Source organism: Citrobacter sp. wls706 (assembly GCF_005281305.1).
Lineage (GTDB): Bacteria > Pseudomonadota > Gammaproteobacteria > Enterobacterales > Enterobacteriaceae > Citrobacter > Citrobacter werkmanii.
In genome coordinates, this window is sequence record NZ_SZXG01000004.1 from 246,944 (window position 1) to 264,002 (window position 17,059).

The window sequence follows — 17,059 nt, forward strand, 5'->3', positions numbered from 1 at the left end:
GATGTAAAAAAGGCGTCTTACAAAAGACGCCTTTTACATATTATCACAACAAATTAGAACTGATAGGTCAGACCCGCAACAACCTGGTTGTCACCGTCAGCACCATCAAGCAGGTTAATTTTATAACCTACATCAGCAACCATATTTTTGTTGAAGTAGTAGTCCGTACCCAGCGCCACATATTCGGTCAGGTCATTATTGTTGTTGTCACGCGTATGGACGTAGGCCACATTCGGACGCAGACCAAAATCAAACACATACGCAGCCATCGCTTCAAAGTGCTTAGCTTTGTCCGCATCCTGAATCAGGTTGTGGGACTCACCGTACATCGTCGCTACATAGATGGCGTTAGCATCATACTTCAGGCCAGCGCCCCAGAATTCTGCGTTTTCGCCATCCCAACCATTCTGTTCCTGCTGAGCAGTCACGGAACTGGTGGTGTAGGCCGCAATCGCAGACACGCCGGAATCGGCGATATTGTCGTAGCCCAGGGAGAAGCCGTAGCCATTGCCGTGCTGTTTCGTCGGATCCTTATCGGTATCATCCTGACCCTGATATTGCGCGCCCAGGCTCAGGCCATCAACGGCACCAAACAGATTTTTGGTGCGGAGTGTTGCAACGCCAGAAGTGCGTGTAGTAAGGAAGCGGTCAGTATTTTCATAGGAGTCACCGCCGAACTCTGAAAGAGTGTCAGTGTAAGCTCCCACGTCGTAAGCGATACCGTAGTTACGACCGTAGTCAAAGCTAACGTCATGGCCATAATCCAGACCAGCAAACGCCAGACGTGTATTAACACCATTCTGAGAACCTTCTGCTTTAGCGGCATCAAACTGACTTTCAAACTGACCATAGCCAGTCAGTTGATCGTTGATTTGAGTCTCACCGCGAAAACCCAGACGTGCGTAGGTGCCGTCAGCATCGGTGCCGTCAGTCCAGGAGTGGACCGCTTTCACTTTGCCGTACAAATCAAGTTTGTTGCCATCTTTATTATAAATTTCCGCTGCATGAGCGGTAGTGATGCCTAATGCCATCACTGCTAATACCACTGCTGACTTTTTCATATTTTTACTCACTTTTAATTGTGAATTTTGCTATCAACTTTGTTATGAAGGCAGAAAGTCCTCATAAAAAAGCCCCCTGAATACCAAGGGGAGAAATCAATAACACACCAATAAAGGCAATAATGAAGTGGCAATAAATAATTCACTACTCAGATTTCATTCAAAATCCGGAATAAGGTCAGCCAGGTTTACTCTTGATTCTCGCCCTGGTTAATAGAGCGATGTAGCATTAACGCCTCAGCGATAATGTCTTGTTTACTTTTTCGCGTTTCAAATGCCAGCGTTCGGACATATTCCCACAGAGAATTATCAACACGGGCACTTAAAAGAACCATATCTTTAGATCGGGTACCCCTGGCTTTTCGGATATCTGGATAATCTCGAGAAGGCATCGTCATCATCTCCTGAACGCAATAAGACGCTTATGGCGATGAAATATGCAGTCAGTGTAAAAACATGTCAACGGTAAAAAACATTCACAATCGTAATAAAACTGTTAATAAAAAGCAGAAAAATGGAACGATATTTCAAGTGAAAGATAACTTGTTTATAGAATAATGTGTAATTTTAACTTTACATATATTCATTTTTATTCATTTGATTAAAAACGCTTAAAGCATTGACAAGAACAATTGCACTTAATCAAAACATCATTACAGCCAATAAGTTACATACCGTTATTAATGTCTACTTTTATGCGAACTGCTTGTTTTTATGTACTGTTATGCAAAGCGGTTCTATCCAAACCACTACCGGAATCACTTTGATTCTCACTTAATGCTGACCTGTTTTGTCTAAAAATACGCACGAAAAGGTAAAAATAAGGTAAATAACCCATTTTTTCGCATGCAAAATTAAGTTATTTTTAATTGATATAAATCAATTTACGTCGTGGAAAGACGACGAAAAAATCTCGGCTGAGGTGTCAGACAAAATTTTTTATGTCCAATTCAGCACGATAAAATGGGAATAATCACGAGGGAAAGTACCACACGGATCGAAGCTGCCCGTGTGGCTGAAGAAAGAAAATCAGGCGTTAACTTTATCCAGCGGCCAGGACTCGAACAGATAGCCATCAAAGTCGATATCATCGACATTTGAAAATTCCAACAGCCGTTGTTTGACGTTTTCCAGATGCTGCCACATTGCCAGCTTGGCCGCGCGGGCGTCCTTTTTAATTAACGCCGCCAGGATCTGCTTGTGGTCGACCATCCACTCTTTACGGTAATGAGTATCATCGAGGTGGCTATGAAGCTGGATCCACATCGGGTTGTTCTCACGCCACTGCCATGACTGGCGAAATAGCTCCACCAGCATGCTGTTATGCGTGGCTTCAGCAATCGCCAGATGAAACTGCATGTCACCGCTTTCGGATCCATTCGGTTCGCTGGAGGCCAGCTCACGCTCTTCCAGTTGCAACGCCTGACGCATTTTAACGATGTCTTCGCGAGTGGCCTGCAGCGCAGCAAATTCAGCGATGTTGCTTTCCAGCAACTGGCGTGCCTGCAGCAGTTCAAACGGACCGGCATCGTTGCAGTGATTTGCATCGGTACTGTCGATACTCTGCGCATCCACACTGTCGAGCACGTAGATTCCGGCACCGCGACGTACGTCCACCAGTCCTTTAATTTCCAGCATGATTAATGCTTCGCGTACCACCGTGCGAGTGACATTGAGCATCTCAGCAATTTCACGCTCCGGGGGCAAACGCTCACCGGGCTGGTACGGCGTCTGGACAATCAGATCGCGGATCATGGCACCCACTTCCTGGTAGGGTCTTTGTTGAGAAGTGTTCGATTTCATCGTGTTATGTCCGTCAGAAGCGTGTAATCAGATACGGTGAATAGGTATCGAACTATAGCATTTGCGGCAAGTCAAAAACAGAAAACGGGTCAACCAAATCAGTATTTTGATTGACCCGTCATAGTTCGGGGAATTAAGCGTCAGCGCTTAGCGCGGCAACACACTCACGCGCGCCCAGCTCGCACAGTTGTTGATAGATGGCGATAACCGTCTCAACAAAGTCGGCGTTTTCCGCTAAATCATGGCCAAAAATACCGCTCAGCCCCAGCAGCGCCGTCACGCGTTCAGCCCCCTGGTATTGTTGGTTAATACGCTGGAATTCAGCCAGCATTGGGTCAACAACATCAATGGCCTGCCCCTGCTCATCCACGCCGTGGGTATAACGCATCCAGCCCGCGACGCCAAGCGCCAGGTGACGCCAGTCGCTGCCGTTTTGCAAATGCATACGTACCGGATCCAGCAGGCGCTGCGGCAGTTTCTGGCTGCCATCCATCGCAATCTGCCAGGTGCGGTGGCGCAGAGACGGGTTGCTAAAACGTTCGATCAGCAGCGTCGCGTAGGCGTTGAGATCGGTGCCTTCCGGCATCGCCAGCGTCGGCGCCTGTTCCTGCATCATCAGTGCAAACGCCGCTTTGCGATACGCGGGATTCGTCATGGTATCGGCGATAGTTTCATACCCGCCAAGATAGCCCAGATACGCGAGGAAAGAGTGGCTACCGTTAAGCATGCGCAATTTCATCATTTCAAACGGCACCACATCGGCAACGAATTGCGCGCCGACTTTATCCCAGTCCGGACGACCGTTGACGAAATTGTCTTCAATCACCCACTGACGGAACGGCTCACAGGCGATAGCACACGGATCGTAAACGCCCAGCTGGTCGGCAATTTCCTGCAACGTTTCTGGCGTCGCTGCCGGCACAATGCGGTCTACCATGGTGCATGGGAAGGTGGCGTTAGCTGCAATCCACTCCGCTAACTGCGGGTCGCGCGCCTGCGCCAGGCCCAGCACCGCGACTTTCGCCACATGACCATTTTCACGCACGTTATCGCAGGACATCACGGTAAAGGCCGCCAGCCCCTGCTCGCGACGCAGATGCAACGCCTGTACGATGTACCCAATCGCCGATTTCGGCGCGGTTGGGTTCGCCAGATCGTGCTTAATCAGTGGATTATTGAGATCTAACTGGCCGCTGGCAGCGTCGGTGCAGTACCCTTTTTCCGTGACCGTCAGCGAGACAATCGCCGTCTGCGGGCGCGCCATGGCCTGTAAAATACCGTCGCAACCGTCAAGATCCGGGTGCAGCGCTTCTTTCATCGAGCCAATCACTTTCAGCACGGTGTTGTCCGCACCCTTTTCCGCCACGGTATACAGCAGTTGCTGCTTGCGCAGATTTTCAATCAGTACGCAGTCGTTACCCGGCATCAGGTTAACTTCACAGATACCCCAATCGCTGTCGGTGGTTTCTAAGAGATGGTGGGTGTACAGCGCCTGATGCGCGCGGTGAAAAGCACCGCATCCCAGGTGAACAATACGGGATTGCAGGCGAGAACTGTCCCAGGCCGGACGCGCAACCGGCAGGTTGCTACTGGCAATTGTCGTTGTCATCGTGAACTCCAGAAGCCGTTGGAATACCAACGGAAGAGAAAAGGAAAAAGCCGGCCAGACAGGTGACCGGCAAATCTGCTTTAACGGCTGAAGAAAGCGCGCTGGATAGCCATTTCAACACCGCGTACTTCCGCCAGCCCCTTCAGGCGACCAATCGCGGAGTAGCCAGGGTTGGTTTTCTTTTTCAGATCGTCAAGCATCTGGTGACCATGATCCGGCCGCATGGGGATCAGATCCTCTTTACCCTCAGCTTTACGACGTTGCTCTTCTTCGACGATCGCTTTCACCACTTCGTACATGTCAACGTCGCCGTTAAGATGCGCCGCTTCATGGAAAGTTTTCGGGTTATCTTCACGTAGCGTGGAGCGCAGATGGGTGAAGTAAATGCGCGGACCAAACTGTTTGATCATGTCAACCAGATCGTTGTCCGCGCGGACGCCGTAGGAGCCAGTGCACATGGTAAAACCGTTCGCCATGCTGCTGACCGTATCTACCATCCACTGCATATCTTCCACGGTGGAAACAATACGCGGCAGGCCGAGGATCGGGCGCGGCGGATCGTCCGGGTGTACCGCCATACGCACACCAGCTTCTTCTGCCACCGGAATGATCGCCTTCAGGAAGACGGCAAAATTCTCGCGCAGCGCAGCTTTATCGATATCTTTGTAACGCTCAAGGTGCTGACGGAACTGATCGAGGGTATAGCCTTCTTCCGCGCCAGGCAGACCGGCGATGATATTGCGGGTCAGACGCGCTTTGTCTTCATCGCTCATGGTGGTGAAGCGTTCATTCGCCTGAGCAATCTCTTCGGCGGTGTAGTCTGCTTCCGCGCCCGGACGTTTGAGGATATGCAGCTCAAAGGCGGCAAATTCAATCTGGTCAAAACGCAACGCTTTGGAGCCGTCCGGCAGGACGTATTCCAGATCGGTACGGGTCCAGTCGAGAACCGGCATAAAGTTGTAGCACACCGTACGAATGCCGCACTGGGCCAGGTTACGCAGGCTCTGCTGGTAATTGGCGATCCACTGCTGATAGTTGCCAGAACGGGTTTTAATGTCTTCGTGGATCGGCACACTTTCGACGACCGACCAGACCAGGCCCGCCTGCTCAACAATCGCTTTGCGCTTTAGGATCTCATCAACCGTCCACACTTCCCCGTTCGGGATATGGTGCAAGGCGGTGACAACGCCCGTGGCACCCGCCTGACGCACATCCGCTAAGGTGACCGGATCGTTAGGGCCATACCAGCGCCATGTCTGTTCCATGTTTTATTCCTCGTTTACGTTATGGACTCGACGATATGGCGCATAAATTCCTCCTTTTGGTATTACATGTCAACCTCAGCGCCAAAATTGGTTAACCAAATCACACTGAAAGGCGTTGAGATCCTATGTATGGCGCAAAAACACACGGTAAATATGTAAACATGTAACGCAATGTGACATCTATCGCATCAATGGTTAACCAATATATGTAACATCTCAACCAAAATCATAATGGTTCAACCAAAAGAAGGTAGACGTTTTATGCACGTTCTCAATATTCTGTGGGTCGTATTCGGCATCGGTCTGATGCTGGTACTTAATCTAAGATTCAAAATAAACTCGATGGTCGCCCTGCTGCTGGCGGCGCTCTCGGTCGGTATGCTGGCGGGTATGGATTTAATGGAGCTGCTGCACACCATGAAATCCGGTTTCGGCAGTACGCTGGGAGAGCTGGCGATTATCGTGGTGTTCGGGGCGGTCATCGGTAAGCTGATGGTTGATTCCGGGGCGGCGCATCAGATTGCCCATACACTGCTGGCGCGCCTCGGCCTGCGCTATGTGCAGCTGTCGGTGATCATTATTGGTCTGATCTTCGGTCTGGCGATGTTCTATGAAGTGGCGTTTATTATGCTGGCGCCGCTGGTGATCGTTATTGCTGCAGAAGCGAAGATCCCCTTCCTCAAGTTGGCGATTCCCGCCGTTGCCGCCGCCACCACCGCTCACTCCCTGTTCCCACCGCAGCCTGGCCCGGTGGCGCTGGTTAACGCCTACGGCGCTGACATGGGCATGGTCTACATCTACGGTATTCTGGTGACCATTCCGAGCGTGATCTGCGCCGGGCTTATCCTGCCGAAGTTTCTCGGCAACCTCGATCGCCCGACGCCTTCATTCATGAAAGCCGACGTCCCGGTTGACCAAAATAATCTGCCGTCATTCGGCGTGTCTATTCTGGTGCCGCTGATCCCGGCGATCATCATGATCTCCACCACCATCGCCAATATCTGGCTGGTAAAAGGGACACAAGCGTGGGAAGTGGTCAACTTCCTCGGCTCTTCACCGATTGCGATGTTCATCGCCATGATTGTTGCCTTCGTGCTGTTTGGTACCGCGCGTGGTCACGATATGCAATGGGTCATGAACGCCTTTGAAAACGCGGTGAAAAGTATCGCTATGGTGATCCTGATCATCGGCGCGGGCGGCGTACTGAAGCAGACCATCATCGATACCGGCATTGGCGACACCATCGGTATGCTGATGTCGCACGGCAATATTTCTCCGTACATCATGGCGTGGTTGATAACCGTGCTGATTCGTCTGGCAACCGGCCAGGGCGTGGTTTCAGCCATGACGGCGGCGGGAATTATCAGCGCAGCCATCCTCGACCCGGCAACCGGTCAACTGGTGGGCGTCGATCCTGCGTTACTGGTGCTGGCAACGGCGGCAGGCTCCAACACCCTAACCCACATCAACGATGCCTCGTTCTGGCTGTTCAAAGGCTACTTTGATCTGTCGGTGAAGGATACGCTGAAAACCTGGGGTCTGCTGGAACTGGTGAACTCCGTGGTGGGCCTGATAATCGTGTTGATCATCAGCATGATTGCATAACGTCTGTCCCGCTCTGGCCAGTCGCGCCAGAGCGGTTTTCCATCCTGTCTTAGCAATCCTCAATAATCAGATACACCGCCTTCACCGGGCCATGCACCCCAACCACCTTGATAAGCTCAATATCCGCTGTCGAACTGGGTCCACTGATAATGTTAATGCACGACGGCATACGCTCACCGGCCTGCGCTTTCTGATGCAGTTTTTCTGCCAGTTGCGCCACGCGTGGCAGGATGGTGCTTTTACGCAGCACGAAAATCGATGACTCCGGCAACAGGCTCAGGGAACGCCCACGCTCCGGCGCAGAAAACAGCACCACGCCGCCGGACTCAGTCAGGCCATACTCGGCATAGACCACGCCGACTTTAGCCTGCTCGGCCTGGGTAATATTTTCGCTACCGCGCGCCGGGTCCCAGACCACGGCGTTGCATGCCTGCTGTAAGCGTTCGGTAATGCCCAGTTCCACCAGCCGACTGTCGCCGCTCAGTACCACCGGTTGCGACCCCAGCTCCTCACACAGACGGAGCGCCGCGTCTGCCGCCTGATCCTCGCGGGTCAGTTCGCAGCGGGCCAGCATCACCTCGCTGGCAAACTGGATAAACGCCTCGCAGCGCTGCTCGGGGCTCAGTTCGGTCAGGCGCTCGTTGGCATAGTTGTTAACCGGCGCGGCATCCGCTTCTGGCTCGAAACGCAGCGGGCGACCCAGCGCCTGGGCGACGGTGTTTAAAAATGCGGTACGGTTATCCATTTTTTTTCTCCTGCGCCTGATGTTTCTTAAACCAGCTGCGGAAACTCTCGCCGTCAGCATCAGGCAGATCGCGCGCCTCCATCCAGTCACCAATCGCGCCAACCTTAAGCGGCGTTTTACCGCCATTGATAAACCAGCTTGCCGCGTGGGCCCCGGCCATCATGCCGACCTTCCACAGCCCTGGATGGCTGTTGGCATAAGCGAACATTTTGATCGCCCGTCGCTCGGCTTTCGGGGTAATGCCCTCCTCGGCCATCACCCGGCGATGACGCAGGATCAGTTTTGACAGCGGGATCCGCACCGGACAGACGCTGTCGCAGGCCGTGCACAGTGAACAGGCGTACGGCAGATCTTTGAAATCTTTATAGCCGCCGAGCAGCGGAGAGATCACCGCACCGATGGGACCTGGATAGATGGAGCCATAGCCGTGACCACCGATATGACGATACGCCGGACAGGTGTTCATACAGGCCCCGCAGCGGATACAGCGCAGCACATCACGAAACGCTGAGCCCAGCACCTGCGAGCGCCCGTTATCGACAATCACCAGATGAAATTCTTCCGGTCCGTCAACGTTATCCGCCTCGCGCGGGCCGGTCAGCCAGGTGTTGTAGCCCGTCAGGCGTGCGCCCACGGCGCTGCGCGCCAGCATAGTGATCAGCACATCCACATCGGCAAACGTCGGTGCGATACGCTCCATACCCATTACCGCAATGTGCGTTTTCGGCAGCGTGGTGCACATGCGCGCGTTACCTTCGTTGGTCACCAGACACACCGAGCCGGTTTCCGCCACGGCAAAGTTGCAACCGGTAATACCGATTTCGGCACTCAGGAAATCCTCACGGATCTTCTGGCGAATGAATAAGGTCATGGCTTCCGGGGTTTCCGGGCCGTCGTAGCCCAGACGCTCGTGCAGCACACGGCGGATCTGGTAGCGATCTTTATGAATAGCCGGGACCACGACGTGCGAAGGCGGATCCTGATCCAACTGCAGGATATATTCGCCGAGATCGGTTTCGATCACCTGAATTCCGGCATCCTGCAGCACATGGTTGACGCCGATCTCTTCGGTCACCATCGACTTGGACTTCACCACCTTCTTCGCATTTTTACTCTGCGCGACCTGCAGAATGTAGCGGGTGGCCTCTTCTTTGGTTTTGGCGAAATAGACGTGCCCGCCGTTTTGCGTCACTTTCTCGGAGAGTTGATACAGGTAAGCGTCGAGATTGCTCAGAACGTGATCGCGGATCTGGCTGGCACGATCGCGCCAGTCTTCCCAGTGACCTAACTCATCGACCATTTTTTGTCGATTCGCGCCGATACGCTCCTGCGCATTGGCCACGGCTTTGCGCATGATCGGGTCTTCAATCTGCTGACGAATGCGCAGTTTAAATTCTACATCGCTGGTTTTTATCGACATTTACTTTCCCTCAGCGGCTCATCAGCACTTCAGCAATATGCATCACTTTGACCGGCTGACCTTCCCGTTGCAGTCGACCGCCAATGTTCAGCAGGCAGCTGACGTCTGCGCCAATCAAATATTCCGGCTTCGCATCCATCAGGTGGAAAACTTTCTCTTTCACCATCTCGCCGGATATTTCAGCCATCTTGACCGAGAACGTCCCGCCAAAGCCGCAGCAGGTGTCCTGATCGGCAAACGTCAGCAGTTCCAGCCCGCGTACGTTTTTCAGCAATGTGAGCGGCTCTTCCTTCACCCCCAGCTTGCGGGTCAGGCTACAGGAGGGGTGATATACGGCACGGCCATGCAGACTGGCGCCGACATCCACCACGCCGAGTTTGTTGACGATAAAAGAGGTAAGATCCTGCATACGCGCGGCAACGTTCTCAGCACGGATCGCCCACTCAGGTTCATCGGCCAGATAGGTCGGGTAGCTTTTTACCGCATAGGTGCAGGAGCCTGCCGGAGAGATAATCGGATCGTCGTTATCTTCCAGCGCGGCGATCAGGTTTTTCATCCCGGGGATCGCTTCTTTGATGTAACCGCTGTTGATGGCTGGCTGACCGCAACACCCTTGCTTCTCGGGGAAATTCACGCGACAACCCAGTTTTTCCAGCAGCAATACGGAGTCTCGTGCCATCCGTGATTTCAGTGCGTCACCAATGCAGGTAACAAAGAAATTTACATTCACAATAACTACTCCATTGCTTCATTTCTGTTTATTGCGCTTGATATTGCTATATCAAGCAAAGGTTCAATCGTCTTTCACACCCAGTTTTTCGGTTTGCTCGTTTTACTAATGCCTGGGTTCATAATGATGCTCAGATCGTTTTCCTTTGATGGCGACTCCCCATTTCTTATATCAGGACAATCGCAAATGTCTGCATTTTCATTTGTATGACAAAACAAAATAATCCCCTAATCGACTCGGACATGCAATACCCAGGTTTATTTATTTCGGCATCGCTCACATTTTTATATTTAAAATCACAGCATTATTAACACCTTAACAATAGTTTCAGGGGATAACTATTCTCGTCACTACCATTATCAAAGAGGTTGTTAAATAACTACTTATGGGTATTCAGCTTGATCTTAAGTATATTTACACGGCGCTAATTCTTAATTAAAAGATTACAATAGTTACAAAACCACAAATCATAATTACTTTATCCACTGAAGCGATTCAGTTTACAGCTTTTATTAATTCAGCAAGGTAGCCTCCCCGCCATAAATATAAATCAGGTTTAATGAACCAATCGGGAATAGCAATGAACGAATATTTTATGTTTGCCCTGGCACTCTCTCCGTTACTACTGATGGTATTTTTAATATTAAAATTGAAAATGCCCATCCATTATTCTGTGCTAATCTCTTTAGTATTCACCGCCGCGCTATCGGCACTATTCTGGGAAATGCCCGTACAGAATTTGAAAGCCGCGATAGGCTATGGCGCACTGAAGGGATTATGGCCGATCGTGATTGTGATCCTCGGCGCTATCTTCAGTTATAACGTCATGCAGGCGACCAAAGCGCTGGATATTCTGCGCGACATTCTCGCCAGCATTAGCGAAGATAAGCGTATTCAGGTGCTGCTGATTTCATGGTGCTTTGGCGGATTTCTTGAAGCCGCGGCAGGTTATGGCACGGCGGTCGCCATCCCGATCGGCATTCTTATTGCGCTCGGATTCAACCCGCTGAAGGCGGCGATCGCCTCTCTGGTGGCAAATACCGTTCCCACCGCATTCGGCGCGGTCGGGATCCCGGTTTCTATTCTGGCGGAACAGGTTAATCTGCCGGTTTATACCTTAGGCGGAACCATTATTTTGCAGCTGGCGCTGTTTAATATCCTGCTGCCGTTTGTCATTGTCTGCATAATTGGCGGTGGCCTGAAAGCCATTCGCGGCGTATTTCTGATCACGCTGATGTGTGGCATCACCACGCTGGTTCCGCAATATTTTGTCGCTATCCATCTTGGCGCGGAATTGCCCGCCTTTGCCGGGAGCCTGGTCAGCCTGCTTGCCGTGGCGATGGTCAGCCGCCTGCGCAAAGGGAAAACCGATCCCGAATGGCGCATTGAGGTCAGCCATACCCGCGAAACCACGCCGCGCTCGGCAAAAGTGTTGTTCCGCATGGGCTCTATCTATCTGTTTATTTTTGTCTTTATCCTGCTGTGTTCGCCGCTGTTCCCGACGATAAAAGCTGCGGCGTCCCAACTGGCCTCGGTACTGCACTTCACGCTCGCCGACGGCAAAACGCTGGCGCTGAAAGTTGAATGGGTGACCACGCCAGGGATGCTGATCATCTTTGCGACCATTATCGGCGGTTTTATTCAGGGAGCATCGACACGTGGGATGCTGGAAGTGTTTATCAAAACTATTTTCCAGCTTAAAAATTCCATTGTGGCGATTATGGCGATCGTCGCGCTGGCCACGGTGATGGATCTCAGTGGGATTATCTCCACGCTGGCCCAGTCGATTGTTGATTTGACCGGCAGCTCATACGTCTTCCTCACCCCGGTGATTGGCGCGCTGGGCACGTTTGTGACCGGCAGCGATACCAACTCGAACATTCTGTTCGGTAAGCTGCAAACTATTGCCGCCAGTAAGCTGCATATCGATCCTAACTGGCTGGCGGCGGCCAATACCTCCGGCGCAACGGGCGGAAAAATGATTTCACCACAGAGCATCGCCATCGCAGTTTCGGCTACCAAAATGGACGGTCAGGCCAACCAGATAATGTCTGGCACCATGAAATACTGCTGCGCCTACATTGTGATCCTCGGCCTGAAAGTCGGTCTCTTTTATTACTGGTTTATGGCGTAACCCGTTGTCAACCCCGCCAAATTCGCGGCAATCGTATTTGACGAAGCGGTGACCATAAAGGTTTACACCGCCCCGGGATCGGAACGAGGTGACAGGCTTTACGATTTGTCGGCGCTGACTAAAATAGCGCCGATGTTTCAAATCGAGGATTGTTGTTATGTTGTTCTGGAAAAAGATGGTGAAGAAGTTCGACGCCTTTTCTGCGTTGATCCCACCACGCTACTTCCGCGTGTAATGCCTGATGGCGATTCGCTTATCAGGCCTGCGTTTCACGCTCATTTGTCGGCCGGATAAGGCGCAAGCGCCGCATCCGGCAACGAGCCCCCTTTCACTTGCGCAGCCCGCACGCCCTTAACACCCTGACCCGCAGACGAAGCCACGCAAAACGGTAGACCAGCGGATGCTGAAATCGTAGCAATGTCATAAACATAATGCCTCCTGCGCTAGCGAAACGTTGGCAGCAGACCAAATACGTCCAGAACCACCGTCAGATAGACAACCGCCCCACAAATAATCACCAGGTTGAGCACGGTGTTATTACACGGCGCGGTATAGCTGGCGGTCGGAAAACGCTTCCGTGCGGCTTTCACCAGGAACGGCGGCAGGATCACGCTCCAGATGGTAAAGGCCAGACCGGCGTAACCAATCGCGTGCACAAAACCGTTCGGGAAGAAGAAGCACACGGCGGCTGGCGGGAAGTAGGTCACCAGTGCGGTTTTCAGGCGGCCCATGCCGTCATCCGGGAAATGGAAAAGATCGGCGATATAATCAAACAGGCCAAGCGTCGCCGCCAGCAGGGAACTGGCGACCGCGAAGTTGCCGAAGAAGGTCAGGATTAGATCCATATAACGGCTGGTGAACAACCCGCTGATGGCTTCAACAAACACGTCGATATTGCCGCCTTTAGCGATAATCGGCGGGAATGCGGAACGGCTAATGTTGCCCATCGTAACGGCTAACCAGAAGATATACAGCAGCAGGGCAAACAGCGTGCCGATGATAATAGAGCGCGTAATATTCGAAATCCCGCGCGTGCCATACAGCTTGACCAGGCTCGGCACGTTACCGTGAAAACCAAACGAGATAATGCAGAACGGCAGCGTCATCAGGATATACGGCAGATACTGCGAATTAGGCAGCGCCACCGCTACGCTGTCGACAAGTTTTGCCACTTCGATATGGCCTACCAGTCCGGAGAAGGTGGCAAAGAACGCTACAAACTTACCGATAATCAGCACGGTAGTGATGCGTCCAACCAGCAACGAGCTGTACCAGGCAATCGCCCCAACCAGCATACTGACGATAATCACCGAGATATTTGCCGGAAAACGTACGCCACTGTATTTGAATACGGTTTGCGCCATCACTGCCGATGAACCGGAGATATAGGCATAGGTCAGAATATACAGCACAAAACCGAAAGCGATGCCGACCACGATATTCCACTTACGGCCTAATAAATCCTGGGTAAAGGTATTAAAACTGGCACCAGCGCCATAATGCAGGTTAACTTCAACCAGCATCAGGCCGGTTAATAACATCATGATGGCAATAAACAGAAGAATAACCGACGCACCGGGGAACCATACGCCAGCCATCGCAATCGGCAGGGAAAACATTCCGCCACCCACTACGGTCGCGATAACCAACATGGTTCCGCTAATCAGTCCGGGGGTACTACTCTGTCGCTCAATGGCATTAATATCCATGATAAATGTTCCTGTAGACTATTCGTTATAATTACAGCTGTCATTTGTACATCATGCGGATAATAAAAATGTCGGAGTCAGGGTTTACTTTTTATAGTTATGTCACGGTAACGGACACCGTAAAGGCTTCCTGTTCATGGAAAAAGAAGACAAAAAAGCCCCATCGCCAGATGGGGCCATATGATTATTTAGATATAATCAAAGCGTGCAGTAAAGAAACGCAACTGCTTCGGTTCGTAAATAAACTTCAGCCCGCGAATATCTTCTTTGTGCTGGTAAAGTTTAATAATACCGTCAGCCACCACATCCATATGCGCGTAGGTATAAACGCGGCGTGGAATCGTCAGACGCACGGTTTCCAGTTTCGGTCTGTGGTGTTCGCCGGTCACGTTATTACGGCCCGCAGAGATAATACCGCGCTCCATACTACGTACACCAGTTTCCACATAGATGCTGGCAGCCAGGCTTTGCGCCGGGAACTCGTCCTGCGTCAGGTGCTCGCAGAAGCGACGCGCATCGAGGAATACCGCGTGACCACCCACCGGTTCAACAATCGGTACGCCAGCAGCTTTCAGCTTGTCGCCCAGGTAGCGAACCTGCTTCACGCGGTGCTCAATGTACTCATACTGCATGGCTTCGCGCAGACCAATCGCCATGGCTTCCATGTCGCGTCCGGCCAGGCCGCCGTAGGATGGCATCCCTTCGTACACCACGACTAACTCTTTGGCAGCAGAGAACATTTCGTCATCATTCATGCACAGGAAGCCGCCGATGTTTACCAGACAGTCTTTTTTACCACTCATGGTACAACCGTCGGCGTAGCTGAACATCTCATGCACGATCTCTGCAATGCTCTTGTTCTCAAAGCCCTGCTCTTGCTCTTTGATAAAGTAGGCGTTTTCTACGCAGCGGGTAGCGTCGTAGAACACTTTAATGCCGTGTGCTTTTGTCAGTTCACGTACCGCACGCATGTTTGCCATCGATACCGGCTGCCCGCCCGCGAGGTTAACCGTCACCGCCAGGCAGATATAGGCAATATTCTCGGCACCTTTTTCGTCAATCAGCTTTTGTAATTTTTTAAGATCAATATCACCTTTAAACGCAATATTCAGACCGGCATCGTGCGCTTCGTCACGAACAATATCAACAAACACCGCACCATTTTTTTCCTGGTGATAACGGGTAGTGGTGAAATACATATTCCCGGCAACATATTGCCCTGGTTTAATTGCCAACTGCGATAACAGGTTTTCAGCACCGCGTCCCTGGTGAGTCGGAACAATATGTTTAAAGCCAAACAGTTCCTGAACCGTTCTTTCCAGATGATAGAAGTTTTCGCTGCCCGCGTACGCTTCATCACCCATCATCATTCCGGCCCACTGCTTGTCGCTCATTGCGTTGGTGCCACTGTCGGTCAGCAGGTCAATATAAATATCTTTCGAATTTAACAGGAAAGTATTGTAACCCGCTTCCTGCATTTTCTTAAGGCGTTCATCACGCGGGATCATAGATACAGTTTCAACGCTTTTAATACGGAAGGGTTCTGCCGGATAATTCATTTTGTTTCTCCAGTAACAGTGGTCATGTACGTATTAATGTGAAGTAAAGCATACCTGGTTCATCAATAAAGTCTGATGAAATATAACTATTCGCCTCCTGCATCAGGGGGTGAAATAATGTGCAGGCACTATGCAAGATTTAATTGATTATGGAAATAGTCCGAGCAACATTAATCACTGGCAATAATTCAAAAAGCTGTAAATGTGAGTGATGCAAATCACACGTCATTTTTTAACTATTCATATTCAACAAGTTTTTTTTGCATGTTGTTTTGTCGTTCGCTGTTGAGCGTTATCTGCGACCAGAAATACTGAAAACTTTACTTTCCAGGCTGTTCTCATTTTGTATTGGTGAATGAGTACCCCCCATTTTGTGAGAGTCGGATCACTTCGCGGGTTACTATTTGTGATTCACATCACTAAAAGTGTAAAGCAAAGTGTACAAATCAGTGTTATTTCAGAGTTTGCCATTTGCTTCAGTGAGTTAGATCACATTTTTATCCAGATGCCGACAGGCACTGTTTTCTGGAACGAGGGGATATTCAGGCGTGCAAAAGGCAATGAATTTATACGGTGAATAATACCGGATTTATTGGGATGAGGGGGTTTTCTATTTATTCCGAAAGCGTGCTATTCGCGCTTATTTCATTGTATTTACATCTGGACTTAGCCCAAGATACTGGGGTAATTTACAGGGGTTTTATTAGCGCGATGCGAAGGTGCGCCAACACCTGCGCATCGCTAATCACAGTAACTATTAAAGGGAATAGTCACCATGACTGATACGCATAGTATTGCAGTTTCATTTGATCCAGAAGTGCACGCCGCACGCACCGCCGAACCCGAAGAGTCAGAACAGATGAAGTCCCTGAGCGCCGTGGAAAAACTCTCGGTGCGCAAGCAAAAGCAGGTGCTGGAGTTTATCGGAGTGATTGCGGGTAAAGCGTCAAAGGGGTGAGAGCTGGCAGCTGCTAATACCGCTTCAAGGCAGAACCCGATAACAGCAAGGGAATTTAAATTAACCAAGGCTAGAAATAAAGCCCTGGATTGTGATTAAGGTAGCATTCAGATATTGCTGACGATTTCTTTAATCAATGGTGGACCTTTAAAAATAAAGCCCGAATAAATCTGTACCAGGGTAGCGCCAGCGGCTATTTTCTCACGTGCGGCAATGACCGAGTCGATACCGCCAACACCAATAATCGGCAACTGACCATTTAATTCCTGAGACAACTGGCGAATAATTTCTGTACTTTTTAATTGTAACGGACGACCGCTCAACCCACCCATTTGATCGCAATTTTTCATTCCCTGTACGAGAGAACGATCGAGAGTGGTGTTAGTTGCAATTACGCCATCAATATTATGCCGAACTAAACTGTCGGCAACTTGGATCAGTTCTTCGACGGAAAGATCCGG

At 50.9% G+C, this 17,059-nt stretch carries 13 protein-coding genes and 1 pseudogene; 3 read left to right on the plus strand and 11 right to left on the minus strand.

The window, feature by feature from the left end; translation table 11 throughout:
• Positions 1–53 precede the first annotated feature (53 nt).
• The 5 genes from FDW92_RS01305 to uxuA all read right to left on the minus strand — a co-directional run bounded on the left by FDW92_RS01305 (position 54) and on the right by uxuA (position 5,738).
• Positions 54–1,061, minus strand: coding sequence for a porin (locus FDW92_RS01305; protein WP_042312605.1), 1,008 nt, complete (start codon positions 1,059–1,061; stop codon positions 54–56).
• A 188-nt stretch (positions 1,062–1,249) separates the two neighbouring features.
• Positions 1,250–1,453, minus strand: coding sequence for a hypothetical protein (locus FDW92_RS01310; protein WP_042312608.1), 204 nt, complete (start codon positions 1,451–1,453; stop codon positions 1,250–1,252).
• Positions 1,454–2,090: 637 nt separating this feature from the next.
• The gene (gene uxuR, locus FDW92_RS01315) at positions 2,091–2,864 is read right to left on the minus strand and encodes a Uxu operon transcriptional regulator (protein ID WP_042312610.1); all 774 of its coding nucleotides are present in this window, start codon (positions 2,862–2,864) and stop codon (positions 2,091–2,093) included.
• Positions 2,865–2,997: 133 nt separating this feature from the next.
• Positions 2,998–4,473 (minus strand): fructuronate reductase, encoded by a 1,476-nt coding sequence (locus tag FDW92_RS01320; protein ID WP_042312613.1) that lies wholly within the window; start codon positions 4,471–4,473, stop codon positions 2,998–3,000.
• An 80-nt stretch (positions 4,474–4,553) separates the two neighbouring features.
• On the minus strand, positions 4,554–5,738 hold the full coding sequence (gene uxuA / locus FDW92_RS01325) for a mannonate dehydratase (RefSeq protein ID WP_042312614.1): 1,185 nt from the start codon (positions 5,736–5,738) through the stop codon (positions 4,554–4,556).
• A gap of 261 nt (positions 5,739–5,999) precedes the next feature.
• Here uxuA and gntP point away from each other — a divergent pair, with 261 nt between their 5' ends.
• Positions 6,000–7,343: a gluconate permease GntP gene (gene gntP, locus FDW92_RS01330; RefSeq protein ID WP_038636883.1), complete on the plus strand. Its 1,344-nt coding sequence runs from the start codon at positions 6,000–6,002 to the stop codon at positions 7,341–7,343.
• A gap of 49 nt (positions 7,344–7,392) precedes the next feature.
• On the opposite strand, the gene FDW92_RS01335 is transcribed toward gntP, so the two are convergent.
• The 3 genes from FDW92_RS01335 to FDW92_RS01345 are packed head-to-tail and all read right to left on the minus strand — an operon-like array spanning position 7,393 to position 10,238.
• A complete protein-coding gene (locus tag FDW92_RS01335) occupies positions 7,393–8,088 on the minus strand; it encodes a lactate utilization protein C (RefSeq protein WP_042312616.1) in 696 nt (231 codons plus the stop codon).
• The gene (locus FDW92_RS01340) at positions 8,081–9,508 is read right to left on the minus strand and encodes a LutB/LldF family L-lactate oxidation iron-sulfur protein (RefSeq protein WP_042312618.1); all 1,428 of its coding nucleotides are present in this window, start codon (positions 9,506–9,508) and stop codon (positions 8,081–8,083) included. Before FDW92_RS01340 ends, FDW92_RS01335 begins: the two co-directional genes overlap by 8 nt.
• 10 nt (positions 9,509–9,518) lie before the next feature.
• Entirely contained in the window at positions 9,519–10,238 is a 720-nt protein-coding gene (locus FDW92_RS01345) for a (Fe-S)-binding protein (protein ID WP_042312620.1), read from the minus strand.
• 580 nt (positions 10,239–10,818) lie between these two features.
• On the opposite strand from FDW92_RS01345, the gene FDW92_RS01350 reads away from it, so the two are divergent.
• Positions 10,819–12,372, plus strand: coding sequence for an L-lactate permease (locus FDW92_RS01350; protein WP_137400530.1), 1,554 nt, complete (start codon positions 10,819–10,821; stop codon positions 12,370–12,372).
• 443 nt (positions 12,373–12,815) lie between these two features.
• Here FDW92_RS01350 and FDW92_RS01355 read toward each other — a convergent pair whose 3' ends face one another.
• On the minus strand, positions 12,816–14,081 hold the full coding sequence (locus tag FDW92_RS01355; RefSeq protein ID WP_042312624.1) for an aromatic amino acid transporter: 1,266 nt from the start codon (positions 14,079–14,081) through the stop codon (positions 12,816–12,818).
• Between the two features lie 188 nt (positions 14,082–14,269).
• Positions 14,270–15,640, minus strand: coding sequence for a tyrosine phenol-lyase (locus tag FDW92_RS01360; protein ID WP_038636869.1), 1,371 nt, complete (start codon positions 15,638–15,640; stop codon positions 14,270–14,272).
• A 775-nt stretch (positions 15,641–16,415) separates the two neighbouring features.
• Here FDW92_RS01360 and FDW92_RS01365 point away from each other — a divergent pair.
• Positions 16,416–16,598: a hypothetical protein gene (locus FDW92_RS01365; RefSeq protein ID WP_042312626.1), complete on the plus strand. Its 183-nt coding sequence runs from the start codon at positions 16,416–16,418 to the stop codon at positions 16,596–16,598.
• 107 nt (positions 16,599–16,705) lie between these two features.
• On the opposite strand, the pseudogene FDW92_RS01370 reads toward FDW92_RS01365, so the two are convergent.
• Positions 16,706–17,059 (minus strand): annotated as a pseudogene (locus FDW92_RS01370) (quinone-dependent dihydroorotate dehydrogenase); the annotation flags it as partial.

Excerpts from the sequence above, each read along its gene's own strand:
- FDW92_RS01305 (WP_042312605.1), bottom strand. The coding sequence starts at position 1,061 with ATGAAAAAGTCAGCAGTGGTATTAGCAGTGATGGCATTAGGCATCACT.
- FDW92_RS01310 (WP_042312608.1), bottom strand. The coding sequence starts at position 1,453 with ATGCCTTCTCGAGATTATCCAGATATCCGAAAAGCCAGGGGTACCCGA.
- uxuR (WP_042312610.1), bottom strand. The coding sequence starts at position 2,864 with ATGAAATCGAACACTTCTCAACAAAGACCCTACCAGGAAGTGGGTGCC.
- FDW92_RS01320 (WP_042312613.1), bottom strand. The coding sequence starts at position 4,473 with ATGACAACGACAATTGCCAGTAGCAACCTGCCGGTTGCGCGTCCGGCC.
- uxuA (WP_042312614.1), bottom strand. The coding sequence starts at position 5,738 with ATGGAACAGACATGGCGCTGGTATGGCCCTAACGATCCGGTCACCTTA.
- gntP (WP_038636883.1), top strand. The coding sequence starts at position 6,000 with ATGCACGTTCTCAATATTCTGTGGGTCGTATTCGGCATCGGTCTGATG.
- FDW92_RS01335 (WP_042312616.1), bottom strand. The coding sequence starts at position 8,088 with ATGGATAACCGTACCGCATTTTTAAACACCGTCGCCCAGGCGCTGGGT.
- FDW92_RS01340 (WP_042312618.1), bottom strand. The coding sequence starts at position 9,508 with ATGTCGATAAAAACCAGCGATGTAGAATTTAAACTGCGCATTCGTCAG.
- FDW92_RS01350 (WP_137400530.1), top strand. The coding sequence starts at position 10,819 with ATGAACGAATATTTTATGTTTGCCCTGGCACTCTCTCCGTTACTACTG.
- FDW92_RS01355 (WP_042312624.1), bottom strand. The coding sequence starts at position 14,081 with ATGGATATTAATGCCATTGAGCGACAGAGTAGTACCCCCGGACTGATT.
- FDW92_RS01360 (WP_038636869.1), bottom strand. The coding sequence starts at position 15,640 with ATGAATTATCCGGCAGAACCCTTCCGTATTAAAAGCGTTGAAACTGTA.
- FDW92_RS01365 (WP_042312626.1), top strand. The coding sequence starts at position 16,416 with ATGACTGATACGCATAGTATTGCAGTTTCATTTGATCCAGAAGTGCAC.